Below are 24908 nucleotides of genomic sequence, written 5' to 3'. Positions count from 1 at the left end.
TAGCTTCGCCGCGCCATCGTTACGCCCTCATGACGCGGGCACCCACTACTCTTGGGCGGCGTGGGTAGGCAACGCGTGGCACAGCTCGAGTACTCCGAATTCCAGTCCGCGATGCTGGACGAGGCCAAGCGCCGCCGCAAGGCGGCCAAGATCATCGCTGTGCTCGCGCACTTCCTCGGCAGGGACGCCGGCGTCACGGTGCTCGAAGGGCTGACCGTCGCCGACATCGGGTGCTCGGCCGGGTTCATCGCCGACGAGCTCGCCTCGGCGGGCGCCGCCCACGCGTTCGGCGTCGACATCGACGTCCCCGGCCTGCGCAAGGCGGCCGAACGGTTCGGCGAGCGGGTCGAGTTCGTCTGCGCCGACGGCACCGCGCTGCCCTTCCCCGACCGCTCGATGGACGTGCTGGTCTTCAACCACATCTACGAGCACGTGGTCGACCCCGACGCCGTGGTGAAGGAGATGCACCGGGTGCTCGCCGACGACGGCGTGCTGTACCTCGGCCTCGGCAACCGCCTCGGCGTGATGGAGCCCCACTACAAGCTGCCGTTCCTGTCGTACCTCCCGCCGTCGCTGGCCGACCGGTACGTCCGGGCGACCGGCCGCGCCGACCACTACTACGAGCGCTTCCGCACCCGGCGGGGGCTGCGGCGCATGCTCGCCGGCTTCCACGTGTGGGACTACTCGTTCCCGGTGCTGGCCTCCCCGGAGCGGTTCGCCGGAGGCGAGTTGTTCCCGGGGACGGTCGGGCGGGTCGCGCAGTCCACGCTGGCGAGGACGCCGCGTCCGGCCCTGCGGGCGCTCCTGCCCGTCGTCCCGACCTACCTGTGGGTGGCGACCAAGAGCCCGCGCAGGCCGCTCGGCGCCGGCCTGCCGCAGCCGCCCGAGCCCGTGCCGACGCCGTGAACCGCAAGAAGCTGATCAGGGGCGTCTTCCTGCTGGTCGCGCTGGGGTTCGGGGCGTGGGCCATCGCGGGCCGGTGGGCGCAGGTCGCCGACGGCTTCTCCCGGCTCTCCTGGCCGCTGCTCGCGGGCTCCCTGGTGGCCGTGCTCGGGGCGCTGACGGCGGGCATGCTCATGTGGCGGGCGCTGCTGGCCGACCTGGGGTCCCCGCTGCCGTTCGCGGGCGCGGCGAAGGTCTTCTTCGTCGGGCAGCTCGGCAAGTACATCCCCGGGTCGCTGTGGCCGGTGCTCGCGCAGATGGAGATGGGCAAGGACCTGGGCGTCCCGCGCTCGCGAAGCGCCGCCGCCTTCTTCCTGACCTATCCGATCTATCTCGCCAGCGGTCTCCTGGTCGCCGCCGTGACCCTCCCGGTGTTCGCCGGCGACTCCGTGGCCCGGTACGCCTGGCTCCTGCTGCTGCTTCCCCTGCTCGCCGTGGGCCTGCATCCCAAGATCGTCAACGGTGTCATCGGCCTCGGCCTCAAGGCGCTGCGCCGGCCCCCGCTGGAGCGCCCGCTCAGCCGCCGTGGCGTGCTCGCCTCCGCCGGCTGGGCCTTCGCGGGCTGGCTGGCGTACGGCGTGCACCTGGCGCTGATCGCCGCCGGGCTGGGGGCCACCGGGCCGCGGGCCCTCGCCCTCTCCCTCGGCGCGTTCGCGCTCGCCTGGTGCCTGGGGTTCGTCATCGTCGTCGCCCCCGCGGGGGCGGGCGTGCGCGAGGTCGCCATGGTGGCGGCGCTGGCGCCCGTGCTCGACGGGGGCTCGGCCATCGCGGCGGCGCTGTGCTCCCGGCTGGTGGTCTCGGCCGGGGACCTCATCTGCGCGGGGCTCGCCGGCCTGGCCGCCCGCCGCGCGGAGGCCGTCCCGGCCGCCGTCGAACGCCACTCCCGCTGACCGCCGGACGCCGATCGGCAGGGCGTGCCCCCCGCCCGGTGGATGGCTTCCGCCCTGAATGTCCGGTGATTTCTCTCACGAATTTGGGGACGCTCGCAATAGAGTGAGGTTGATGGGGATCGGGGCGAGGACAGCCGGCGCGAGCCGACGGGGCACGGCAGTGCACCGGCCGGTTCGCACGATGGAGCGCCTTTCGCCCGCGCGCGGTCTCCGTCGCTCCAGGCAGGCACGGAGACCCGAAAGGAACGACCGCTCTTGACGCCCCGAGTGCTCGTCGACGCCACAGCGGCTCCCGCCGACCGCGGGGCGCTGATCCGCTACGTCGACGGGCTCGTCGCGGCTCTCGACCGGGCCGGCGCCGATCTCGCGGTGGTGTGCCAGCGAGCCGACGCCGAGCGTTACGGTCACCTCGCGCCGTCCGCGCGCATCATCCCCGGGCCCCCGGCCATCGCCAGCAGGGGTCCCCGGCTGGTCTGGGAGCAGACCGGCGTCCCCGTGCTGGCCCGCCAGGTGGGCGCCCAGGTCATCCACGCCCCCTACTACTCCATCCCGCTCCACTGCGGGCTGCCCACCGTCGCCACCGTCCACGACGCGATCTGGTTCACCGAGCCCGACCAGCACGACATCACCAAGGGGTCCTTCTTCCGGGCCGCCACGCGCACGGCCGCCCGCCACGCCTCGCGGGTCATCGTGCCCTCCAAGGCGACCCGCGACGAGCTGGTGCGCGTGCTGGAGGCCGATCCCACCCGCATCGACGTCGCCTACCACGGGGTCGACCCGGCGCTGTTCCACCCGCCGTCCGACGGCGAGATCAAGAGGGTGGCGGGCCGGCTGGGCCTGCACGGCCGGCCGTACGTCGCCTTCCTCGGCGCCTTCGAGCCGCGCAAGAACGTCCCGAACCTCGTCAGGGGCTTCGGGCAGGCCGCCGGCGACCTGCCGTCCCCGCCCGCACTGGTGCTGGCCAGCGGCGCGAGCTGGAACGACGAGGTCGACGAGGCGATCAGCCGGCTTCCGGTGACGGTGCGCGTGGTGCGCCCCGGCTACCTCTCCTTCGCCGACCTGCCGGGGTTCCTCGGCGGCGCGGTCGTGGTGGCCTTCCCCTCGCGCGGCGAGGGCTTCGGGCTGCCGGTGCTGGAGGCCATGGCCTGCGGCGCTCCCGTGCTCACCACCCACCGCACCTCGCTTCCCGAGGTCGGCGGCGAGGCCGTGGCGTACACCGAGCCGGACGCCGAGAGCATCAGGGACGCGCTGCGGGCGCTGCTGGAGTCACCCGAGCGCAGGCGGGCCCTGTCGGAGGCCGGGATCGCCCGCTCGCGGGAGTTCACGTGGGACGCCTCCGCCGAAGCGCATATGGTGTCCTATCAACGGGCACTCGATCAGTGAGCTAGCCTCACCCGTGTGACGGACAGCTACTCGCCGGAGTCGGCGCATCTCGAGGCCATCCTCCTCGTCGGCGGCCAGGGCACCCGGCTACGCCCGCTCACCCTGAGCACCCCCAAGCCGCTGCTGCTCACCGCGGGCGTCCCCTTCCTCGCCCACCAGCTCGCGCGGGCGCGCTCGTTCGGCGTCCGGCGCATCGTGTTCGCCACCTCCTACCGAGCCTCGATGTTCAACGAGGCCTTCGGGGACGGTTCGGCGTTCGGGCTCTCCTTGGAGTACATGACCGAGGAGACGCCGCTCGGCACCGGCGGCGCCATCCGCAACGCCGCCCAGGCGCTCACCTGCGGCCCCGACGCTCCGGTGCTGGTGCTCAACGGCGACATCCTCTCCGGCCACGACATCTCCGAGCAGGTCGCCCTGCACGTCTCCAGCGGCGCCTCCCTCACGCTCCACCTGACGGAGGTCGACGACCCCTCGCGTTTCGGCTGCGTGCCCACCGACGACGACGGCCGGGTCACCGCCTTCCTGGAGAAGACCCCGAACCCCGTGACGAACCGCATCAACGCCGGCTGCTACGTCTTCCAGCGCTCGTGCATCGACCGGATCCCCGAGGGCCAGGTGGTCTCGGTGGAGCGCGAGACCTTCCCCAGCCTGATCGAGTCCGGCGAGCTGGTGCTCGGGTACGCCGACCGGTCGTACTGGCTCGACGTCGGCACCCCGGCGGCCTTCGTCCAGGGGTCCTGCGACCTGGTGCTCGGCCGCCTGAGGTCCCCGGCGCTTCCCGGTCCCTGCGGGGAGTTCCTCACGCTGCCCGAGGCCAGTGTCTCGCCGAACGCCAAGGTCTCCGGCGGCACGGTGGTGGGCGCCCGGGCGCGGGTGGAGTCCGACGCGTGCGTCCAGGGCAGCGTGCTCGACGCGGGCTGCGTCGTGGAGTCGGGGGCCGTCGTCGTCGACTCCGTGGTCGGGGCCGGGGCGATCATCCGCTCGGGGGCCGTGCTGCGCAACGCCGTGGTCGGCGACGGCGCCGTGGTGGGTCCGGGCAACGAGCTGCTCTCCGGCGCGCGGGTCTGGCCAGGCGTCCACCTTCCGCCGAACGCCGTGCGCTTCTCCAGCGACGTCTGACGAGCGCCCGGGGATCGGGGCCGCACGGCGCAATAGGCTGGGTGGGTGCTGGAACGCAGGTGGCGGCCCGACGGTCCTCTCGACGTGAGGACGACGATGGCGCCGCACCGCCGCGGCACCGGCGATCCCGCCTGGCAGATCACTCCCGACGGGGCGATCTGGCGTACGTCCCGCACGCCCGACGGCCCGGGGACGCTGCGCCTGGTGGCCGACGCCCGCGAGGGGGTCGTGGTGGCGCGGGCGTGGGGGCCCGGCGCGGGCTGGATGCTGGAGACGCTGCCCCAGTTGCTCGGGGCCGACGACCAGGTGGCCGAGTTCCGGCGGCTGGTCGAACGGACCGCCTCCGGCGGGTACGAGCTGCTGCGGGAGCTGGCCGCCCGCTACGCCGGGGTGCGGGTCGGGCGCACCTCACGGGTCTTCGAGGCGCTGGTGCCGGCCGTCCTGGAGCAGAAGGTCGTCGGCCGTGAGGCCTGGCGCGCCTGGCGCTGGCTGCTGGGCAGGTACGGCGAGCCCGCCCCGGGCCCGGCGCCCGCCGGCATGCGGGTCTTCCCGGCGCCCGAGGTGTGGCGGGCGGTCCCTTCGTGGGACTGGCACCGCGCCGGCGCGGAGGCCGTACGGGCCAGGACGATCGTCAACGCCGCCCCGCACGCCGCCAAGCTGGAGGCGGCCGGATCGGCGGAGGCCGACAGGCTGCTGCGGGCGCTGCCGGGAATCGGGGTGTGGACCTCGGCGGAGACGCGGCAGCGGGCCCATGGTGATCCCGACGCCGTCTCGGTCGGCGACTACCACCTGCCCTCGCTGGTGGGATGGTCGCTGACGGGACGGAAGACCGACGACGCGGGGATGCTCGAACTGCTCGCTCCGTTCAGCGGGCACCGGTACCGGATCACCCGCCTGCTGGAGATCAGCGGGCGGAGGCCACCCGCACGCGGGCCGAGGATGCCCGCTCGCGACTACCGATCGTTCTGACGTCCTCGTGTCCCTCGTCGGGCGTCCACGGGGTCGCGGGTCTCCAGTCGCGACCGTCGCGCGTGTCGGCTCCGAAGAGCGGAGCGAGGACGGCGGCGGCGACGATGAAGGCGATGACCAGCACGGACATTGCAGTCTCCTGGGGTTGGAAGGGGTGATGACTCAATTGTCGTCCCATGCAACTGTTTACGTCCATCTAGAACTTCTGACTCTTACCTTTAAGGATCGCTAAAGTCCGCTGACTTACGGGCCCCCCGATGGACCGGATGGTTGGAACGGTTTCGTACTGTGCCTTCATGAACGTGAACCCCACTGACGCCGCGATGCGGCGAGCGCTGGCGCGGGCCAGGGACGGCAAGGCGCTCGACGTGTCGGAGGCCACGGTCCTCTTGCACGCGCGCGGGGCCGACCTCGATCGGCTTCTCGAATACGCCGGCCGGGTGCGGGACGCCGGTCTCGCATCCGTGGGACGCGAGGGCGTCGTCACCTACAGCCGCAAGGTGTTCATCCCGCTGACCAGGCTGTGCCGCGACCGATGCGGCTACTGCACGTTCGCGACCGCCCCCGGCAAGTTGCCCGCCGCCTTCCTCAGCCCCGACGAGGTGCTCGAGATCGCCCGGCAGGGCGCGGCCATGGGGTGCAAGGAGGCGCTGTTCACGCTCGGCGACCGCCCCGAGGACCGCTGGCACCAGGCCCGGGAGTGGCTGGACGCGCACGGCTACGACGACACCCTGTCGTACGTGCGCGCGATGGCCATCCGGGTCCTGGAGGAGACCGGCCTGCTCCCGCACCTCAACCCGGGGGTCATGACCTGGCGCGACCTGCAGCGGCTCAAGCCCGTCGCGCCCTCCATGGGCATGATGCTGGAGACCACCTCGCGACGGCTGTTCGAGGAGAAGGGGCAGCCGCACTACGGCTCGCCCGACAAGGACCCGGCGGTGCGGCTGCGCGTGCTGGAGGACGCCGGCCGCACCAACGTGCCGTTCACCACGGGCATCCTCATCGGCATCGGCGAGACCGTCGCCGACCGGGCGGAGTCGATCTTCGCCATCCGCCGCGTCGCCCGGGAGTACGGCGGCGTGCAGGAGGTCATCGTGCAGAACTTCCGCGCCAAGCCGGACACCGCCATGCGCGGCATGCCGGACGCGGACCTGCACGAACTCGCCGCCACGATCGCGGTCACCCGGCTCGTCCTCGGCACCAAGACGCGCGTCCAGGCCCCGCCGAACCTCATCGGCGACGAGTACAGCCTGATGATCAGGGCCGGGATCGACGACTGGGGCGGCGTCTCGCCGCTCACCCCCGACCACGTCAACCCCGAGCGCCCCTGGCCGCAGATCGAGGAACTGGCCGCCCGGACCGCCGCCGCCGGGTTCACGCTCAAGGAACGTCTGACGATCTACCCGGAGTACGTGCTCGCGGGGGAGCCGTGGCTGGACCCGCGCCTCGCCGGCCACGTCGCCGCGCTGGCCGACCCGGAGACCGGCCTCGCGCTCGACACCGTTCCCGTGGGTCGGCCCTGGCAGGAGCCCGACGGCGGGTTCGCCCCCGGCGGCCGTACCGACCTGCACGTGGAGGTCGACACGACCGGGCGGTCCGCGGACCGGCGCGACGACTTCGAGAACGTCTACGGCGACTGGGACGCCCTGCGCGACCGCGTCCCGACGGCGGGCACCGCGATCGACGGCGACCTGCGGGAGGCGCTGCGCCGCGCCGCGTCCGACCCGGCGGGGCTCACCGACGCCCAGGCGCTCACCCTCCTGGGCGCGGACGGCGCCGACCTGGACGAACTGTGCCGGATCGCCGACGACCTGCGCCGGCAGGCGGTGGGCGACGACGTGACCTACGTCGTCAACCGGAACATCAACTTCACCAACGTCTGCTACACCGGATGCCGGTTCTGCGCGTTCGCCCAGCGGCGCACCGACGCCGACGCCTACACCCTCTCCCTCGACCAGGTCGCCGACCGGGCCGCCGAGGCGTGGGAGGCGGGGGCCACCGAGGTGTGCATGCAGGGCGGTATCCACCCCGACCTGCCCGGCGCGGCGTACTTCGACATCGCCAAGGCCGTCAAGCAGCGGTGCCCGGAGATGCACGTCCACGCTTTCTCCCCGATGGAGGTGATCAACGGCGCCAGCCGCACCAACATGTCGATCGAGGACTGGCTGGTGGCGGCGAAGGAGGCGGGGGTCGACTCCCTGCCGGGCACGGCCGCGGAGATCCTCGACGACGACGTGCGCTGGGTGCTCACCAAGGGCAAGCTGCCCACCCGCGAGTGGGTCGAGGTCATCACCACGGCGCACCGCGTCGGCATCCCGACGACCTCGACCATGATGTACGGCCACGTGGACACTCCCGCGCACTGGGTGGCGCACATCCGGCTGATCCGCCGTATCCAGGAGGAGACCGGCGGCTTCTCGGAGTTCGTGCTGCTGCCGTTCGTCCACCACAGCGCGCCGATCTACCTGGCGGGCATCGCCCGGCCCGGCCCGACCGCCAGGGAGAACCGCGCCGTGCACGCCCTCGCGCGGATCATGCTGCACGGGGCGATCGACAACATCCAGTGCTCGTGGGTGAAGCTCCAGGACGAGCTGTGCCGGTCGGTGCTGTCCGGCGGGGTGAACGACCTCGGCGGCACGCTGATGGAGGAGACGATCAGCAGGATGGCCGGGTCGGAGAACGGCTCGTACAAGACCATCAGCGAGATCGCCGCCATGGTCGCCCCCACCGGCCGCCCCCTCCGCCAGCGCACCACCGGCTACGGCACGCCCTCCGAGGAGCGGCTCGCCGCCGCCAGGGCCAGCGACGGCGTCTGCCGCAGCGTCCGCCGGACCATCCCACTGCTGGCCCCATGAGTCACCGTCCCACCGGGAACGGCGCCGACTTCGCCGCCCACCTTCTCGCCGCCGCGGCGCCGGATGGAGAGCCTGATCACCTCCGACGGGAGGGGAGCGGCGTGCTGATCCCGCTTCGTCAGGTCGGTGTTCTCCTCGGCGCCGCGTCGGCGGGATGAGGGGACGGCGAGGCCGGCGTCGTCGTGCGGGGGCGAGGCCGGCTGGTTGTCGGATGGCGTTATAACAAGTTCTACATTTCCGCCTTTGCGCTACTTGCGCGGGCCACGGTGACCTTTGGGAGAATCGTCCGACTCAGTCTTTGTAACGAGAGACAACGAGAGGCGAGCCGTGGCGTCTGGGCGACATGGCCGGCACCGCGCGGAACCGGTCGCTCCGGCCCCGCGCCCCCGGGCTCCGCGTCGTGGCGTGCTCGCCGCGATCACCGCCCTCGTCGTGCTCACCGGGGTGCTGGTCGTGGCCCTCACGCGCGGCGGGGGCGGATGCTCGTCCCGCGACCCGGTGCTCGTGGACGTCGACGCGGCGGTCGACATCGCCCCCGTCGCGATGCGGGCCGCCGAGCGGTTCAACGCCACCAGGGCCGGCGTGGACGGCCGCTGCGTCCTGGTGGAGGTGAACGAGGAGGGCCCCGCGCCCGTCCTGCGCACGTTGATCGGGGACCAGGCCGGTGTGCTCGCCCAGCGGCCCGACGCCTGGATCGCCGACTCCTCGGCCTGGATCCGGCTCGCCCGCAAGCAGGGCGCCCCCGGCCTCGCCTCCGGCCAGACCGTGATCGCCACCTCGCCGCTGGTGTTCGCGACCCGGCGTTCGCTCGCCCAGCGGTTCGCCGCCGGCAAGACCGAGATGAGCTGGGAGATGGTGTTCCCGGCCACCGCCCGGGGACGGCTCCAGCCGTCCGAGGGCGAACCGGACGTCGTCCGCATCCCGGACCCCTCGATGGCGGGCGCGGGGATCGCCACGGTGGCCGCCGCCAGGGACATCGCCGGCTCGGGCGACAAGGGCGCCAAGGAGCTCACCGCCTTCGTCCGCATGGCGCAGGCCGGCTCGGTTCCCGACTACCGCTCGATGGTGGCCGCGGTGGACGACAGGTCGTTCTGGCAGCGTCCGGTCGTGGTGGTGCCGGAGCAGTCGGTGTGGCTGCACGGCCGGACGCCGTCGAGCGATCCCGTCGTGGCGCTGAACCCCAAAGAGGGGACGATCATCCTCGACTATCCCTACGTCGTCACGGCCACCGACCCCGCCGACGCCGCCGGCGCCCGGCTCTTCGGCGACTGGCTGACCTCGCCGGAGACGCGGACGGAGGTGCGCCAGGGAGGGTTCCGCCTGCCCGACGGCAAGGAGCCGCCGCTCGAAGCGGGGCCGGAGATCCCCTTCGACCAGCCCCGCCCTCGTCCGTCCATCACCCCGTCGGTGATCGACGAGGCCCTCGACGCCTGGAGCCGCCTCGCCCCGCCGAGCAACCTGCTCGTCCTGGCCGACGTCTCCAAGCACATGACCGAGCCCATCGCCGGTGAGAAGGACGCCACCCGGCAGTCGGTGGCGCTCAAGGCCACCCACCTGGGGCTTCAGCTGTTCCCCGCCTCCACCCACCTCGGGCTCTGGGAGTTCGCCGAAGGGCTGGACGGCAAGGGGTACCGCCCGCTCGTCGGTCTGGGGCCGATCACCGAGCCCGATCGCCAGGGTGACCAGTACACCCGGCGGACCAGGCTGGACGAGTACACCCAGACCCTCAAGGCCTACAAGGACCGGGACAGCTCCCTCTACGACAGCATCCTGGCCGGATTCCGCGAGGTCGGCTCGAAGTACGACATCGCGATGAACAACTCACTCCTGGTCATCACGGCCGGCAAGGACGACGGTACCGGCATGTCCCGGCAGGAGCTGGTCGCGAAGCTGCACCAGGAGTGGAACCCCGACCATCCGGTGCAGATCATCATGATCGCCTTCGGCAGCGCCGACAGCGCCGCCCTGGGCGAGATCACCTCGGCCACCAACGGCTCCCTGCACGTGGCCTCCCGGCCCGGCGAGATCATCGACGTCTTCCTCAACGCCCTGGCCCGCCGCCTGTGCAACCCGACCTGCCCGAAGGCGAGCTGACGGGCAGCCGTCGATGGTCGCCCACCTGCGCCGGGCCAAGCCCTGGCTGGAGGTCGTCCGCGGCGACGCGGCCGAACTGTGCGGGCTTCTGGAACGAGCCGGGGTGACGCGCGCCGACGCCGTGGTCAGCACGCTGCCGTGGTCGCTGTTCCCGGGGGCGCTCCAGGCGCGCGTCCTGGGGCAGGTCGGCCGCGTGCTGACCCCGGCCGGCGCCTTCACCACCGTGGCCTACCTGACCGGCCTGCCGCTGCCGGGGGCGCGGGCGTTCCGGCGGCGGCTGCGGGCGGCCTTCGAGGAGGTGCTGGTCACCGGGCCGGTCTGGCGGAACATCCCGCCCGGCCTGGCGTACGTGTGCCGCAGGCCGGTGGCCGGGGGTCCGCTGGTCAGCGCGTGACGACGAAGTCGGCGGCGTCGCGCGGCGGACGGTCGCGGGGCGGGGCCGCCGCGTGGCCGACGGCGACCGCGCCCATCGGGTCCCACGTGTCCGGCAGGTCGAGGAGCTCGCGGACCACGTCGCGGCAGAACATGGTGGACGACACCCACGCCGACCCCAGGCCCTCCACGGCGAGGTGCACCAGGAGGTTCTGCACGCCCGCCCCCATGGCGACGACGAACATCTCTCGTTCGGCCGCGTTGCGGCGCTCGTCGGGGTAGGTGTGGGATCCCTCCATCACCAGGCACGGGACCACGAGGTACGGCGCCCGGCGCAGCACCTCGCCGCGCTTCACCCGGCGGGCGATCGACTCCTCGGTGAAACCGGTGGCGCGAAGGTCGCCGATCCAGGCCTCCAGCATCGCGTCCAGCAGCTTCTCGCGCGCCGAGGGCGACTCCAGCAGCACGAACCGCCAGGGCGTCGTGTGGTGCGGCGCCGGGGCGCTGATGGCGGCGTTCACGGCGCGCCGGACCGCCGCCGGGTCCACCGGCTCGGGGGAGAACTCCCTGATCGTGCGGCGGGCGTACAGCACGTCCGCCGAGCCGTACCGGAACATGTCCTCGTCGGCGGGCCGGACCAGGGGCCGCACGCCGGGGCCGTCGTCGGCCGTGACCAGGTGGGACAGGCCGCGCACGATCGCCACCGGGACTCCGTCGAGCTTGCCCTTGACGAGCTCGGCCGCCGCCGCGATCTCGTCGACCAGCGCCGTGACCGTCGCCGAGAGCGGGTTGCCGTAGCCGTCGGAGGAGCCGCGGAAGTCGTCGAGCGGGCGCACGCCGGCCGCGCCGATGGCGACGTCGGTGAGGCCGTTGCGCCACGGCCGCCCGAAGGTGTCGGAGAGGATCACCCCGACGTTCGCCTTCAGGCCCGCCCTGATGCGGCGCGCGGAGGCGTCGGGGTCCTCCGGGAGCAGCAGCACGGTGCCCGGCTCGGTGTTGGAGGCGTCGACTCCGGCCGCGGCCATGACGAAGCCGTGCCGCGTCTGCGCGATCACGGTCTCGCCGCGCCGCGCGACCACCCGTACGGTCTCCTCGGCGATGGCGCCGGCCCTGCCGTCCGCGCGGCGCACCCGCCCCTCGGCCTTGCTGACGATCTTGGAGGTGACGACCAGGATGTCGCCGTCGGCCAGGCCGGGCACGGCCCGCGTGATCAGCTCGGCGAGGTCGTCACCCGGACGGACCTCGGGCAGCCCGGCGACGCCGTGGACGGTGACGGCCCGGCCGTTCGTGGGGCCGGTCATCGGGCCAGCTCCAGGGCGGCGCGGGCGATGTCGGCGGTGGCCTGCGGATCGGTCATCAGCAGGGGCCGGGCGACCACCCGGACGCCCTCCAGCGCGACGCCCTCGTCCTCCTCGGCCACCAGCCAGCCGTCGAGCAGCCGCGAGCCGTACAGTTCGAGGACCGCCTGCGCGCTGGTCTCCACGCCGATCGCGGTCAGGCAGGCGTCCGCCATGCCGCGCACCGGGGCGCCCCCGATGATGGGGGAGACGCCGACGACGGTCTTCTTCTCCACGGCTTCCCGGATGCCGGGGATCTGCAGGATCGTCCCGATGCTCACCACCGGGTTGGAGGGCGGGAGGATCACCACGTCGGCCTCGTCGAGGGCCTCGATCACGCCGGGGGCGGGCTTGGCGTCGTCGGCGCCGACCAGCACGATCTGCTCCGCCGGGACGGACGCGCGCAGCCGTACCCACCACTCCTGGAAGTGGACGGCACGCCGGCCCTGCTCGTCATTGATCACCACATGGGTCTCGGCGCGGTCGTCGGTCATCGGGATGAGGCGCACGCCGGGCTGCCAGCGCGCGCACAGGGCCTCGGTGATCGCGGAGAGGGGGTAGCCGGCGTTCAGCATCTGCGTGCGCACGATGTGCGTCGCGATGTCCTTGTCGCCGAGCCCGAACCACTGGGGTTCCATGCCGTAGGCGGCGAGCTCGTCCTTGACGACATGGCTCTCGCCGGTACGGCCCCATCCTTGCTCCTCGTTGATGCCGCCGCCGAGGGTGTACATCACGGTGTCGAGGTCGGGGCAGACGCGAAGGCCGAAGAGGGTGATGTCGTCACCGGTGTTGCCGATGACGGTGATCTCTGCGTCGGGGGCCGCGGAACGGAGTCCGCGCAGGAAGCGGGCGCCGCCGATTCCACCGGCTAGGGACACGATGCGCATGGTGTCAAGTGTTCCATTGCCTTCGTGTCGCCCGGATCCGGCCCGTCGCCGCGCCGCGAAACGGCTGTTCAGGGTCGCGTGGAACGAGACGAATGCCGGTCACATGTGGGTTGCGAGACCTATGAGGTTCTTGGGTCTTGTGCCCGCGAAGTGGGGAGATGTGCAAAACTTCGGGTGCCGTATGGACCCATTGGGGGGTAGTTGTGGTCAAAGTAGAGCCTGGACGGCTCCGCGAGCCTGCGGCGTGGATCATGCTCGTGCTGGTCTGCACCCAGGTCCTGAGCGGAGTCGGGACGCTGGTCCTCGGTGACGGGTCGTTCGGCATCCGGTCGACCTTCGTCCGGCCGGACCTCCTCTCGCCGGTCCTCCCCGCGCTCGCGCTGGGCGCGATCGTGCTCACGACCAGGTTCGGCGCCCCCACTCCACGCGCCCGGCTGGTGAACCTCCTGGCCGTCGCCGCGCTCGGCGTCGCCGCCGCCTTCGGGCTCGTCGCCCTCGTCGGGTCGCTCGCCGGCGGCACCGGGGTGCTCGACCCCCTGCTGATCGGCCTTCCCTCACTGGCCCTGGTCGCCATCGCGCTGGTGTACGCGATGTCCGTCCTCCAGCCGGCCGCCGCCTCGGCGAGCGCGCCGCGGCGGGACGGGTTCGGCGTACGTCCCGGCGAAGGCCCGAACGGACCCGGCTACGGCGCCCCGTACTACGGCGAGCAGCAGCCGTACGGCGAGCAGCAGCCGTATGGTGAGCAGCCGGGCCACGGCCCCCGGCCGGCCCAGCCGGAGCAGCCGCCGCAGAGCGGCGCCCCCACCGGTCTTCCCGCCCTGCCGCCGCCCCCGCACGGTCCGCAGCCCCACCACGGGGCGGACACCCCTCAGCCGCAGTACGTCGGCGAGAGTCCTCAGCCGCAGTACGGCCCCGACGATCACCCTCAGCCGCAGTACGCGGGCGACAACAGGACCCATCAGTACGGCGCCGGGCCCCAGGCCCAGCAGTTCGGGCAGGACAATCCGGCCCAGCAGTTCGGGCAGGAGAGCTCGCCGCAGCAGTTCGGGCAGGACAGCCCCGGCTCGCAGTTCGGGCAGGACAACGCGACCCAGCAATACGTGTCGCCGCAGCCGGCTCAGCCGTACAGGCCGGAGAACCACGCCCCGCAGTTCGGGGGGGAGCAGCAGTCCGGGCCCGACACCGCAGGCCGGCCGTTCACGCCGGACAGCCCTGGTCAGCAGTACGCGCCCGACGGTCCCCCGCAGCCCTACGGCATGGGCGAGCAGCGGCCGGCCGATCCGTACGGGCAGCCGCAGGCGCCGGGTGAGCCGTACGGACCCCAGCACTCCACGCCGGCGGAGGCGCCGCCGGCCGGGACCTACGGGCAGCAGGCCGCCGCGCCGTACACCCCCCAGCCCTCCGCCGAGGCCCCCGGCGCATATGAGCAGCAGGGCCGGCACCCGGTTCCGGCCGCTCCTCCGGGGACCTTCCCGAGCCCCGACGCCTTCACGACCGGCGCCCGCCAGGCGGTCCCGCAGCCCTCGCAGGGGTCCGCCCCGTATGAGCAGCCCCAGTCGTACGGCCAGACGGGCCCGCAGCAGAGCCCCCTGGACCAGCCCTCCCAGTACGGCCAGCCGAGTCCGCTCGATCAACCGTCCTACGCTCAGCCGGGTCCGCTCGACCAGCCGTCCTACGCTCAGCCGGGTCCGCTCGATCAGCCCTCGTCGTACGGTCAGACGGGTCCACAGGCGAGCCCCCTGGACCAGCCGTCGTCCTACGGTCAGCCGGGACCGCTCGACCAGCCGTCGTACGGCCAGACCGGCCCCCAGACCAGCCCGCTCGATCCCGCCTACGGACAGACCGGCCCGCAGCAGAGCCCGCTCGACCAGCCTTCGGGCTACGGCCAGGCCGGCGCGCAGCCGGGCTCGTACGGCGCGGCCTCCCCGCAGCCGGACCCGTACGGCGGCGGGTACCAGGGGAGCGACATCGGGCGCGCGCCCGAGCCGTCCCCGCTGTACGCCGAGGCGGCCGACCCGCGCCAGCAGCAGATCGCGCAGGCCTACCAGCAGGCGCAGAGCTACCAGCAGGCCCAGAACACGGACTACGGCCGGCAGGGCTCGGAGTACGCGGGCACCGGCACGCAGCCGGTGAGGACGCCCGACTTCAGCTCCGGCTACGGCGGCGGCTCGTTCGGGCAGCCGCAGCCGGCCGCGGACCAGCCGGGGTACCCGCCGCAGTACCAGCCTCCCGGCCCCGACCCGCAGCCGTACCAGCAGCCGGCTCCCGAGCAGCAGCCGTACCAGCCGTCCGCTCCCGAGCAGCAGCCGTACCAGCAACCGGCTCCCGAGCAGCCGTTCCAGCAGCCGGCTCCCTACCAGCAGCAGCACCAGGAGCAGCCGTACCAGCAGCAGCGGCAGCCCGGCTGGGAGGAGCCCGCCGCGGAGAAGACGGTGCGTTTCGACCCGAAGGCGTACCAGAACGACCCGCTGAACGCCCCGATGCCGCCGGCGGCGCAGGAGCCTCCGCGGGACGACGCCATCGCCCCGACCGCCATCTACGCCCCCGACCGGTCCGCCCAGGCAAGGCCGGAGGAAAGCGCTGGTAGAGATCAGACAGGATCTGGAGGGGATCAAGGAAGGCCCTGGTACGGTTCCGAGCGCTGAGGGCATTGATGATCGGGGGATTACACAAGGCCGTCGGATCCTCCGCAGGGCGGTATATGCCGCGGGGGTCCGCATATTCCGCCGAGGCCTGCATACCGGGGTGAGCTGGTCTTTCCCCGGATACTGTCCTGCTGCTTGACGCCACACGCGGCACACGCGTGTAATTACAGCTGTGTTGTTACGCCTTTCACATGCTGGGTATTGAGGAAGGTGTTCAAAAGGGGGGCTCCGTTGCGGGGCGGGCGGGCGATCGGCAGGAGGTGTGCAGTGACCGATCTGGTCATGGCACAGATGCTCGGCGCGGAAGAGCTGGGATGGCAGGAGCGCGCGTTGTGCGCGCAGACCGACCCGGAGGCGTTTTTTCCAGAGAAGGGCGGTTCCACGCGGGAGGCCAAGAAGGTGTGCCGCTCATGTGAGGTACGGGCCGAATGCTTGGAGTACGCACTGCAGCACGATGAGAGATTCGGCATCTGGGGAGGATTGTCCGAGCGGGAGCGCCGTCGCATCAAACGCGAGGCCGGCTGAGGGGTGACCCTCACCGGCGAGACACCATCGAGCGATCACGGTCAGGGTCGCGAAGGCTGAGGTCAAGGGGGGCCGAGGCCGGCGCACCGGGCGAGGGGACGTGACCGCCGGACAGGTGGAGCAGGTGATGACCGCGGGATCCCGGCAGGACCTTGGAACGGTCCTGAACCCGCGAGCGTACGCGAATGATCACAAACGGCCGGACCCCTGAGATGGGGACGGCCCATCATGCTGTCCGGGCAGAGCGCGACCGGGACGGGGGCACCCGTGACGGTCGCGCGCGGCATCCCGGTGAATCGGAACGGTCCCGTCATGCCGTTTGGCCGAGTGCCTGACCAGGCGCGCCGGAGGTGCCGTATCGTGATCGGCGCAAGTCACCCGAGCAGCTTGAGGACACCCCGTGCAACCGCCGCGCGCATCCGTCACAGCGGTCGTCGTCGCCCATGACGGCACCCGCTGGCTGAAGGAGACACTGGCGGCCGTCCTTCGGCAGAGCCGTCCGCTCGACAGGATGGTCGGCGTCGACAATGGCAGCCGCGACGGCGGCGGACGCGTCCTCGGCGAGGCCTTCGGCGCCAACAACGTCCTGACGCTGCCGCGTTCCACCGGCTTCGGCGAGGCGGTCGCGGCGGCGCTCGAACGGCTGCCGCGCACCGGAGGCCCGGAGTGGATCTGGCTGCTGCACGACGACTGCGCGCCGCATCCGCAGGCCCTGGAGGCGCTGCTGTGGGCCGCCGCCGAGAACGGCAAGGCGGCGATCCTCGGCCCGAAACTCCGTGACTGGCTCGACCGGCGCACCCTCCTGGAGGTCGGCGTCACGGTCGACCGGTCGGGCCGCCGCGACACCGGCCTGGAACCCCGCGAATACGACCAGGGGCAGCACGACGGCACCCGCCGGGTGCTGTCGGTCTCCACGGCCGGCATGCTCATCCGGCGCGACGTGTGGGAGGAGCTCGGCGGCCTCGACCCCGGCCTCCCGCTGTTCCGCGACGACCTCGACCTGTGCTGGCGGGCCACCGCCGCCGGGCACCACGTGATGATCGTCACCGAGGCGGTCGCCTGGCACGCCGAGGCGGCGGCGCGCCGCAGGCGCCGGGTCACCGCCAGCACCGACCACCCGCGCAGGCTCGACCGTCGCAACGCCATGTTCGTGATCATGGCGAACCTCCCGTTCCGGTCGCTGCTGTGGTCGCTCGTGCGCAACGTCTTCGGGTCGGTGGTCCGCACCCTCCTGCTGCTGCTCGCCAAGCAGCCGGCGAACGCCATCGACGAGATCGTCGCGCTCGCCTCCCTGCTCGCTCGTCCCGGCCGCCTGATGAAGGCCAGGAAGGCACGCAGGAAAGGCAGGAAACAGGGCTACCCGGCCGTCAGGAAACTGTTTACACCGTCGGGCATGGCCTACCGCCGCCTGGTCGACATGCTGCAGAGCTACCTGTCGGGATCGGGGCCGATCGACGCGGCCGGGCGGCACCACGCGGTGATCTCCGAGCCGTCCAAGGACGACGGCGAGGAACTGCTGACCGACGCGGGCCTGGTGCAGCGGGTGTTCGGCAACCCGGGCGTGCTGCTCGGCCTGACGCTCACGGCCGTCACGCTGGTGGCCGAGCGGTCCCTGCTGCTGGGCGACCTGCTCGGCGGCGGCGCGCTGGTGCCCGTGGCAGGCGGCGCATCCGACCTGTGGCACTTCTACCTCTCGGGCTACCACTTCAGCGGCCTGGGGTCCGACGGCTGGGCCCCGCCGTACGTCGCGATCCTCGCCGCGCTGTCGACCCTCTTCCTCGGCAAGACCTGGCTCGCCGTGTCGGTCCTGCTGCTCGGCTGCGTGCCGCTCGCCGGCCTGTCGGCCTACGTCGCCACCCGCTCGATGATCTCGCATCCGATCGCGCGGGCCTGGCTGGCCGCGTCGTACGCGCTGCTTCCCGTGGCGACGGGCGCGGTGGCGGCGGGACGGCTCGGCACGGCGGTGGTCTTCGTCCTGCTCCCCATCTACGCCGCGCTCGCCGCAAGGGTGATCAGCCGTGAGCGTCGCGGCGCGCGGCGCGCGGCCTGGGCCCTGGGGTTCCTGCTCGCGGTCGGCACGGCCTTCGCGCCGCTGGTCTACGTGCTCGTCGGGGTGCTCGCCGTGCTCGCCGCGGTGTCCTTCGGCGGGGTGCGGCGCGGCGTCGGCGTCTCGCTGGGCGTCGCGATGGCCGTACCCCTCGTGCTGCTGTTCCCGTGGCTGGCGGGGCTGGCGGCCGATCCCGGGCGCATCCTGCTGGAGGCGGGCCTGCACCGGCCCGGACTGGCCGACCCCCGGCTCCCGGCCGAGGCGCTGCTGCTCCTCAGCCCCGGCGGCCCCGGGATGCCCCCGGTGTGGGTGACGGCAGGGTTGATCGGCGCCGCGCTCGCCGCCCTGCTGTTCCGGCGTCACCAGATCGTGGTCGTGGTCGGCTGGGGTGTCGCGGTCTTCGGGATCCTGGTGGCGATCGTGGTGAGCCGGGTCCAGGTCCACGGCGTCCCGGCCTGGCCGGGCGTGCCGATGGCGTTCGCCGCGACCGGCCTGATCGTGGCCGCCGCGCTCACCGGCCACCGCATCATGGAACTCGGCCGGGCCGGCGGCCTGCGCCGCGCCGCCGCCGCGGTCCTGGTCGTGCTCGCCTGCGCCACTCCGGTCGCGGTCGCGAGCCTGTGGATCAAGAGCGGCGCCCAGGGGCCGATCCAGCGCGGCGTGCCCAGCGCCATCGGCGACTTCGCCGCCTCCAGTTCCACCCGGGGTGAGAGCACGGTCGTGCTGCGCTCCGTCGCCGGCGGGCGGCTCACCTTCACCCTCCTGCGCGGGCGCACGCCCCTGCTCGGCGAGACCGACCTGCCCGTGCCGGAGGCCATGCGCGAACGGCTCGCCGACCTGGTGTCGGGCATCGCCTCGGGCCGCGGCGGCGACGACGCGCTCACTCTGGCGACGTACGGCGTCCGCTTCATCCAGGTGCCCGGGCCGGTCGCCCCCGAGGTGGCCCGTGCCCTCGACTCCGATCCGGCGCTGACCAGGGTCAACCTCTCGCCCGGCGGCGGGCTGTGGCAGATGGTCCAGCCGCTCGGCCGGGCCTACCTCGTCGAGGAGGACGGCCGCCGCGTGCCCGCCGCCTACACGCAGGAGGCGGGCGGCGCGGTCACCGTCGTCGTCCCGCCCGGTTCGGCGAAGAGGGCCGTGGTGCTGGCCGAGCCCGCCGGAGGGTGGACGGCCACCGCGGGCGGTTCCTTGCTCGCCGCCACCACCTTCGACGGCTGGGCGCAGGCCTTCCAGGCCCCCGCCGCGGGCGGCCGGATCACGATCGAGCACCCGGCGTTCTGGCACGAGGCGTGGTTGTGGGCGCAGCTGGTGCTCGTGGTGCTGATCCTGGTCCTGGCCGCTCCCGGCGGCAGGAGCGCGGAGGTGGTGGAGGACTACGCCGAGGTCCCCGTGGAGCGTGAACGGCAGGAGGTGGGCGTCCGATGAGGGCCCGTGCCGCGACCCGCCCGGCCGACGGGCGCCGGAAGGCGGTGGCCCGGTGAGGGCGCTGATCGAGAACCGCTTCGGGTTCCTCGCGCTGGTGCTGATCGCGCTCGGCGCCCTGTTCGGCGTGGCGTTCGCCACCCGTCCCGGCGTCGCCGCCGCACCGCCCGCGACCACTCGCAAGGTCGCCGTCGAGTCGGTGTCCACCGTCTGCCCCGCCCCCGGGGGCGCGCGGGTGAACGCGGTCGTCCCGCCGGGGGGCAAGGGCGCGGGGCGCGCCACGGTGACCGAGGTGAAGGCCAAGGGCGTGACCGTCGCCCAGCTCGACCGGCCCGGGGTGCTGTGGCAGCGCGACGTGGCCGAGAAGTCGGCTCCCCTCGAGATCGCCGGGGCCGGGGCCATGGCCGCCGGCCTGGAGGCCTCGCAGACGACCCGCGAGGACGGGGGCGCCGCGCGCGGGCTGGCCGATGTGCGGTGCGCCGAGCCCGGGTCCAGCGCGTGGTTCGTCGGCCCGGGCCCGGCCGCCGCCGACGTCGTGCTCTACCTGACCAACGCCGACGCCGCCGAGGCCATCGTCTCGGTCATGGTCTATTCCGGCGAGGGTCCCGTGGTGGGTGACACCGGCGACGGCATCATGATCGAGCCGGGACGGCAGCGGGTCCTCAGGGTGAAGGACATCGCCCCCTCGCCGCTCGTCATGGCCGTCGAGGTGCGCACCATCAGCGGCCGGGTGGCGGCCGCCGCCCGGGTCGCTCTCGGCAAGGGGAAGGGCGTCGACTGGCTGCCCGCCTCCGCCGCGCCCGCGACGCGCGTGGTGGTCCCCGGCATCCCCGGCGGGGGCGGCCTGCGTGAGCTGTACGTCGCGGCTCCCGGCGACGACGACACCGTCGTCCAGATCAAGGCGCTCACGGCCGACGGCTTCTACGCCATGAAGAACCGCGAGTCGGTGGAGGTGGCGGCGGGGTCGGCGGCCTCTCTCGATGTGTCCACCGGCATCGCCGGGCAGCCGTCGGCCATCGTGCTGACCGCGAACGTGCCCATCGTGGCCGGGCTCAAGGTCACCGGCACCGGCGCCAAGCAGGACATCGCCTTCAGCGCGGGGGCGGTGCCGATCGACATCGGCAGCGTGGTGGCCGGCAACCGCGCCGGCAAGAAGAACAGCTCCCGGCTGATCCTCTCCGCGCCCGGCGCCGCGGGCAGGGTCCGCGTCCAGACGTTGCCGCAGCGGGGCGCGGCGCCGCCGCCGGTCGACGTGGCCATCCCGGCCTCGCGCACCAAGGAGGTCAAGCTCGTCCCTCCGGCGGGCGGCGGCGACTTCAGCGTGATGGTGCTGCCCCAGCCCGGTTCGGGCCCGGTGTACGGCGGCCGGGTGCTGGACGAGCAGGCGGGAGACGGGCTGCTGCTGACGACGGCGCCCTTGTCGCTGGCCCGCACGTGGGCTCTGGTGCCCGAGATCACCGAGACCCCCGCCGTCGTACTGCCCTGACCCTCGAAAGGCTCTGGAAGCGGCTGAGTCGCGCCTGGAGCGGCTCACCGGGTGGCCGGTGGGGTCGAGCACCGGCCGGCCGCCGGCAGGGGCGTGCGGGGCGGTCATCGCGTGATCGCCCGGTGCTCAGTGGCGGTCGTCGTACCCGGGGTCGACCGTTTCGGGGGAGAGGCCGAGGAGGTTGGCCACTTGTTCGACGACCACGTCGTGCACGAGGGCGCCGAGCGCGTCGCGGTCGCGCGCCCGGGCCTCCAGCGGGCGGCGGTAGACCACGACGACCGCCGGAGATCCGCCCGAGGCCGGTTGCGCCCTGCCGAACGGGATCGGGTCGGAGGAGACGCGTCCCGGCCCGTCGACCAGCTCGTCGGCCGGGGGGACGTCCTCGACGGCGAACTCCACCGACGAGAGCTGCCCGCCCCACTTCGGCTTGAGCCGGTCGACGGCGTCGAGCACGAAGTCGTCGAAGCGCTCGCTCCGGGAGCGTGCTATGGGGACGTGCGACGGGGCCAGCGGGCCGCGCATGCCGCGGCCGTGCCGGTCACGCCGGCGTGGGCCGTTGGGGCGGGGCTTGCCGCCTGGAGCCGAACTCACATAGCAAGCCTAGATCGTGCCTCCGTGCTCCTGTGCCCACTCCCCGCAGTGATCCCGGCCCCTTCGCGTCGGAGAGGCGAGAGGGCTCCGGGAGTGGATTCGGTGGCCCGTGCGTGTCCGAATTGTGGCGACACGCTCGTTAAGAGGTGCCGGGTGGTGGCAATGTGAACGCGGACCGGATACGGTCCCTCCGTGAGCCCCGTCCGCAGCTGTTCCCGTACCGCCTGCAGGCAGCCTGCCGTCTTCACACTCACGTACGTCTACGCCGACTCGACCGCGGTGCTCGGACCGTTGGCGACGTACGTCGAACCCCATTGCTACGACCTGTGCGCGGACCACGCGGAGCGGCTGACGGCCCCGCGAGGGTGGGAGGTCGTGCGGCTGCCGTCCGAGTCCGGGCAACCCAGCACCGACGACCTCGAAGCCCTGGCCAACGCCGTCCGTGAGGCCGCGAGGCCGGCGCCGTCCTCGGGGGAGCCCGTCGGGCAGGGCGTGGAGGTCGGCCGCCGCGGCCACCTACGGGTCCTGCGTTCCGCCCAGCAGAACGTCGAGCGGTGACATCGCCCCCGATCGACGGCTTCCGCCCCGAGCTTCGTGAAAGGGCCTGAACGAACGCAGTAGGCTCGACCCGGAAATGACTGACTAGGGGCGGAGCGGCAGTGGGCGACCTCGCCAAGATCTTCAAGGCGTACGACATCCGGGGCGTCGTCCCCGGAGAGCTGGACGAAGATGTCGCCGAAGCCGTGGGAGCCGCCTTCGCCGAGGAGGCCGGCGCGAGCTCGGTCGTGATCGCCCACGACATGCGCGAGTCCTCCGTGCCCCTCGCCGCGGCCTTCGCCCGGGGCGCCACCGGTCGCGGCGCCGACGTCGTCGACGCGGGCCTCGGGTCCACCGATCTTCTCTACTACGCCAGCGGTAGCCTCGGACTACCGGGCGTGATGTTTACGGCCAGCCATAATCCCGCTCGCTACAACGGGATGAAGCTGTGCCGCGCGGGCGCCGTGCCCATCGGCGCCGAGACCGGGCTCACCCGCATCCGCGACCGCGCCGCCGAACTTCTCGGCTCGGCCTACGGCGCCGGCGGCGGGCAGGTGGTCCGCCGCGACCTGCTCGCCGGGTACGCCGCGCACCTGCGCGGGCTGGTCGACCTTTCCGGCATCAGACCGCTCAGGGTCGTCGTCGACGCCGGCAACGGCATGGCGGGTCACACCGTGCCGTCGGTGTTCGAGGGCCTCCCGCTGGAGGTCACCCCGCTCTACTTCGAGCTCGACGGCTCCTTCCCCAACCACGAGGCCAACCCGCTGGAACCCGAGAACCTCCGCGACCTGCAGAAGGCCGTCCTCGACAAGGGGGCCGACATCGGCCTGGCCTTCGACGGCGACGCCGACCGCTGCTGGGTGGTCGACGAGCGCGGCGAGTCGGTCTCACCGTCGGCGATCACGGCGCTGGTCGCGACGCGCGAGCTCGCCAAGCACCCCGGGGCCACCGTGATCCACAACCTGATCACTTCCAGGGCCGTCCCCGAGATCATCGGCGAGCACGGCGGCGTGCCCGTCCGCACGCGCGTCGGCCACTCGTTCATCAAGGCCGAGATGGCCCGCACGGGAGCGGTCTTCGGCGGAGAGCACTCCGCCCACTACTACTTCCGCGACTTCTGGTTCGCCGATTCGGGCATGCTGGCGGCGCTGCACGTGCTCGCGGCCCTCGGCGAGCGCGACCGCCCGCTGTCCGAGGTGCTCGAGTCCTACTCCCGCTACCGCGCCTCCGGCGAGATCAACAGCACCGTGGCCGACCAGGCGGGTGTGCTGGCGCGGGTACGCGAGGCGTACGCCGGACGCGAAGGGGTCGCCTTCGACGATCTCGACGGCCTGACGGTGTCCGGCCCCGACTGGTGGTTCAATCTTCGTCCGTCCAATACCGAGCCGCTGCTGAGGCTGAACGCCGAGGCGGCCGACGAAAAGCTGATGGCGGCGGTGCGCGACGACGTGCTCGCCGTCGTGAGGAGTTGACCGTGAAGATCGACGACTGGCTGCTCGACATCCTGGCCTGCCCCGCCTGCAGGTCGCCGCTGAGCGCCGTTCCCGAGAACGACGAGCTGGCGTGCACCTCCGAGACGTGCGGGCTGGTCTACCCCGTCCGCGACGACATCCCGGTGCTGCTGGTCGACGAGGCGCGCAAGGCGTGAGCCCGTTCGAGCCGGAGCGCCTGGACGACGCGGCGTTCCTGACCGAGGGCGACCCCTCCGGCATGCTGCCGGGCGTGGCCTCCTCCGGTGCCCAGGTGCGCACGTCCTATCGCGCCGCGCTGGAGGCGGGAATCTCGCGGGTCGCCACCGACGGACGGCCGCGGGCGATCGTCGTGGTGGGCGTGGGAGGCTCGGCCCTCGCGGGCGAGCTGCTGGCCGCCGTGTGCGGGGCCGGCACGCCCGTCCCGATCGTGACCGTCCGCTCCTACCGGCTGCCCGGCTGGGTCGGGGCCGCCGACCTGGTCGTCGCGGTGTCGTCGTCCGGGGCCACCCAGGAGACCCTGACGGTCGCGATGGAGGCCGTGCGCCGGGGATGCCGCCTGCTCACCGTGGGCCGCCAGGGGTCGCCGCTCTCGTCGATCGCCGAGCAGGCCTCCGGGCTCCACGTGCCCGTCGTGCCCGTGCAGGGCGCGGCCGGCGTGCCGCGGGCGAACCTCTGGGGTCTCGCCATGCCGCTCGTCGCCGCCGCGTCGGCCCTCGGGCTGAGCGACGTGGGGTCCGAGGTCGTGGAGGCCGTCGCCGGCCGCCTGGAAGACCTCGCGCACCGCTGCCGTCCGTCGAGCGAGTCGTTCATCAACCCCGGAAAGACGCTGGCGATGGAGGTCGCCGACTCCGTCCCGGTGATCTGGGGGACGTCGCCGGTCGCCGCGGTCGCCGCGCACCGGCTCGCGGCCCAGCTCGAGCAGAACGCCAAATACCCCGCCATCTGGGGAGAGCTCCCCGAGGCCGGCCACAACCAGGTGGTGACCTTCGACGGGCCGCTCGCCCGGCGCGACATCTTCGACGACTCGCCGTCTCTCGCCCTGCGGCTCGTCGTGCTGCGCGACCTGGACGAGCACCCGCAGGTGAGCAAGCAGCGCACGGCGTCGGTGCGGCTCGCCGAGGACCGCGGCGTGGCGGTGAGCGAGATCACCGCCGAAGGCGTCCATCCCCTGGAGCGACTGGCCTCGCTGGTGTGCCTCGCCGACTACGGCAGCGTCTACCTGGCCCTCGGCCTCGGTATCGATCCGGCTCCGGTGAGCGCCATCGCGGAGCTTAAGGCGAGAATTTCCCAATAGGATCTCAATGACCGCTTTACTGGCGGCGTTGATGCAAGTTA

At 72.9% G+C, this 24908-nt stretch carries 19 protein-coding genes; 16 read left to right on the top strand and 3 right to left on the bottom strand.

The window, feature by feature from the left end; genetic code table 11:
- The first annotated feature begins 60 nt into the window (after positions 1-60).
- The 8 genes from KIK05_RS01695 (at position 61) to KIK05_RS01660 (ending at position 10646) form a co-directional block, all read left to right on the top strand.
- A complete protein-coding gene (locus tag KIK05_RS01695; protein WP_214408693.1) occupies positions 61-906 on the top strand; it encodes a class I SAM-dependent methyltransferase in 846 nt (281 codons plus the stop codon).
- Complete coding sequence (locus KIK05_RS01690) at positions 903-1832, top strand: lysylphosphatidylglycerol synthase transmembrane domain-containing protein (RefSeq protein WP_214408692.1); 930 nt, start codon at positions 903-905, stop codon at positions 1830-1832. The genes KIK05_RS01695 and KIK05_RS01690 overlap by 4 nt, the downstream gene beginning before the upstream one ends.
- Positions 1833-2087: 255 nt before the next feature.
- Positions 2088-3215: a glycosyltransferase family 4 protein gene (locus KIK05_RS01685; protein WP_214408691.1), complete on the top strand. Its 1128-nt coding sequence runs from the start codon at positions 2088-2090 to the stop codon at positions 3213-3215.
- 15 nt (positions 3216-3230) lie between these two features.
- The gene (gene manB / locus KIK05_RS48660; RefSeq protein ID WP_214408690.1) at positions 3231-4334 is read left to right on the top strand and encodes a mannose-1-phosphate guanylyltransferase; all 1104 of its coding nucleotides are present in this window, start codon (positions 3231-3233) and stop codon (positions 4332-4334) included.
- 45 nt (positions 4335-4379) lie between these two features.
- Entirely contained in the window at positions 4380-5303 is a 924-nt protein-coding gene (locus tag KIK05_RS01675) for a DNA-3-methyladenine glycosylase family protein (RefSeq protein WP_214408689.1), read from the top strand.
- Between the two features lie 296 nt (positions 5304-5599).
- The gene (locus KIK05_RS01670) at positions 5600-8158 is read left to right on the top strand and encodes a bifunctional FO biosynthesis protein CofGH (RefSeq protein WP_214408688.1); all 2559 of its coding nucleotides are present in this window, start codon (positions 5600-5602) and stop codon (positions 8156-8158) included.
- A 405-nt stretch (positions 8159-8563) separates the two neighbouring features.
- Positions 8564-10252: a substrate-binding and VWA domain-containing protein gene (locus KIK05_RS01665; RefSeq protein WP_308249698.1), complete on the top strand. Its 1689-nt coding sequence runs from the start codon at positions 8564-8566 to the stop codon at positions 10250-10252.
- Positions 10253-10265: 13 nt separating this feature from the next.
- Positions 10266-10646 (top strand): class I SAM-dependent methyltransferase, encoded by a 381-nt coding sequence (locus KIK05_RS01660; protein ID WP_214408686.1) that lies wholly within the window; start codon positions 10266-10268, stop codon positions 10644-10646.
- Here KIK05_RS01660 and KIK05_RS01655 read toward each other — a convergent pair.
- Together KIK05_RS01655 and cofD are read right to left on the bottom strand one after the other, a co-directional pair.
- Positions 10636-11925, bottom strand: a complete 1290-nt coding sequence (locus tag KIK05_RS01655) for a coenzyme F420-0:L-glutamate ligase (protein WP_214408685.1) — start codon at positions 11923-11925, stop codon at positions 10636-10638. The two genes, KIK05_RS01660 and KIK05_RS01655, sit on opposite strands and share 11 nt — an antisense overlap.
- Positions 11922-12848 (bottom strand): 2-phospho-L-lactate transferase, encoded by a 927-nt coding sequence (cofD, locus tag KIK05_RS01650; protein WP_214408684.1) that lies wholly within the window; start codon positions 12846-12848, stop codon positions 11922-11924. The genes KIK05_RS01655 and cofD overlap by 4 nt, the downstream gene beginning before the upstream one ends.
- A gap of 203 nt (positions 12849-13051) precedes the next feature.
- Between cofD and KIK05_RS01645 the strand changes: the two genes are divergently transcribed.
- The 4 genes from KIK05_RS01645 (at position 13052) to KIK05_RS01630 (ending at position 20973) form a co-directional block, all read left to right on the top strand.
- Complete coding sequence (locus tag KIK05_RS01645) at positions 13052-15493, top strand: hypothetical protein (RefSeq protein ID WP_214408683.1); 2442 nt, start codon at positions 13052-13054, stop codon at positions 15491-15493.
- Positions 15494-15775: 282 nt separating this feature from the next.
- Positions 15776-16018 carry a WhiB family transcriptional regulator gene (locus tag KIK05_RS01640; RefSeq protein WP_184889896.1) on the top strand — a complete coding sequence of 81 codons (243 nt, stop codon included), beginning with the start codon at positions 15776-15778 and terminating at the stop codon, positions 16016-16018.
- Positions 16019-16418: 400 nt separating this feature from the next.
- Positions 16419-19490, top strand: a complete 3072-nt coding sequence (locus tag KIK05_RS01635; protein ID WP_214408682.1) for a glycosyltransferase — start codon at positions 16419-16421, stop codon at positions 19488-19490.
- A 52-nt stretch (positions 19491-19542) separates the two neighbouring features.
- On the top strand, positions 19543-20973 hold the full coding sequence (locus KIK05_RS01630; protein WP_214408681.1) for a DUF5719 family protein: 1431 nt from the start codon (positions 19543-19545) through the stop codon (positions 20971-20973).
- A gap of 126 nt (positions 20974-21099) precedes the next feature.
- Here the strand turns inward: KIK05_RS01630 and KIK05_RS01625 are convergent, their stop codons facing one another.
- Positions 21100-21564, bottom strand: coding sequence for a metallopeptidase family protein (locus KIK05_RS01625; RefSeq protein ID WP_308249697.1), 465 nt, complete (start codon positions 21562-21564; stop codon positions 21100-21102).
- Positions 21565-21756: 192 nt separating this feature from the next.
- Between KIK05_RS01625 and KIK05_RS01620 the strand changes: the two genes are divergently transcribed.
- The 4 genes from KIK05_RS01620 to KIK05_RS01605 all read left to right on the top strand — a co-directional run bounded on the left by KIK05_RS01620 (position 21757) and on the right by KIK05_RS01605 (position 24867).
- A complete protein-coding gene (locus tag KIK05_RS01620; RefSeq protein WP_214408680.1) occupies positions 21757-22122 on the top strand; it encodes a DUF3499 domain-containing protein in 366 nt (121 codons plus the stop codon).
- Positions 22123-22223: 101 nt separating this feature from the next.
- On the top strand, positions 22224-23573 hold the full coding sequence (locus KIK05_RS01615; protein ID WP_214408679.1) for a phosphomannomutase/phosphoglucomutase: 1350 nt from the start codon (positions 22224-22226) through the stop codon (positions 23571-23573).
- Positions 23570-23749: a Trm112 family protein gene (locus KIK05_RS01610; protein ID WP_214408678.1), complete on the top strand. Its 180-nt coding sequence runs from the start codon at positions 23570-23572 to the stop codon at positions 23747-23749. The genes KIK05_RS01615 and KIK05_RS01610 overlap by 4 nt, the downstream gene beginning before the upstream one ends.
- Positions 23746-24867 carry an SIS domain-containing protein gene (locus tag KIK05_RS01605; RefSeq protein ID WP_308249696.1) on the top strand — a complete coding sequence of 374 codons (1122 nt, stop codon included), beginning with the start codon at positions 23746-23748 and terminating at the stop codon, positions 24865-24867. The genes KIK05_RS01610 and KIK05_RS01605 overlap by 4 nt, the downstream gene beginning before the upstream one ends.
- Positions 24868-24908 lie beyond the last annotated feature (41 nt).

It is taken from the genome of Sphaerisporangium fuscum, from assembly GCF_018531465.1.
GTDB lineage: Bacteria > Actinomycetota > Actinomycetes > Streptosporangiales > Streptosporangiaceae > Sphaerisporangium > Sphaerisporangium fuscum.
The sequence above is the reverse complement of the archived record's forward strand: the minus strand, read 5'-3'. Positions and strand labels throughout refer to the sequence as shown.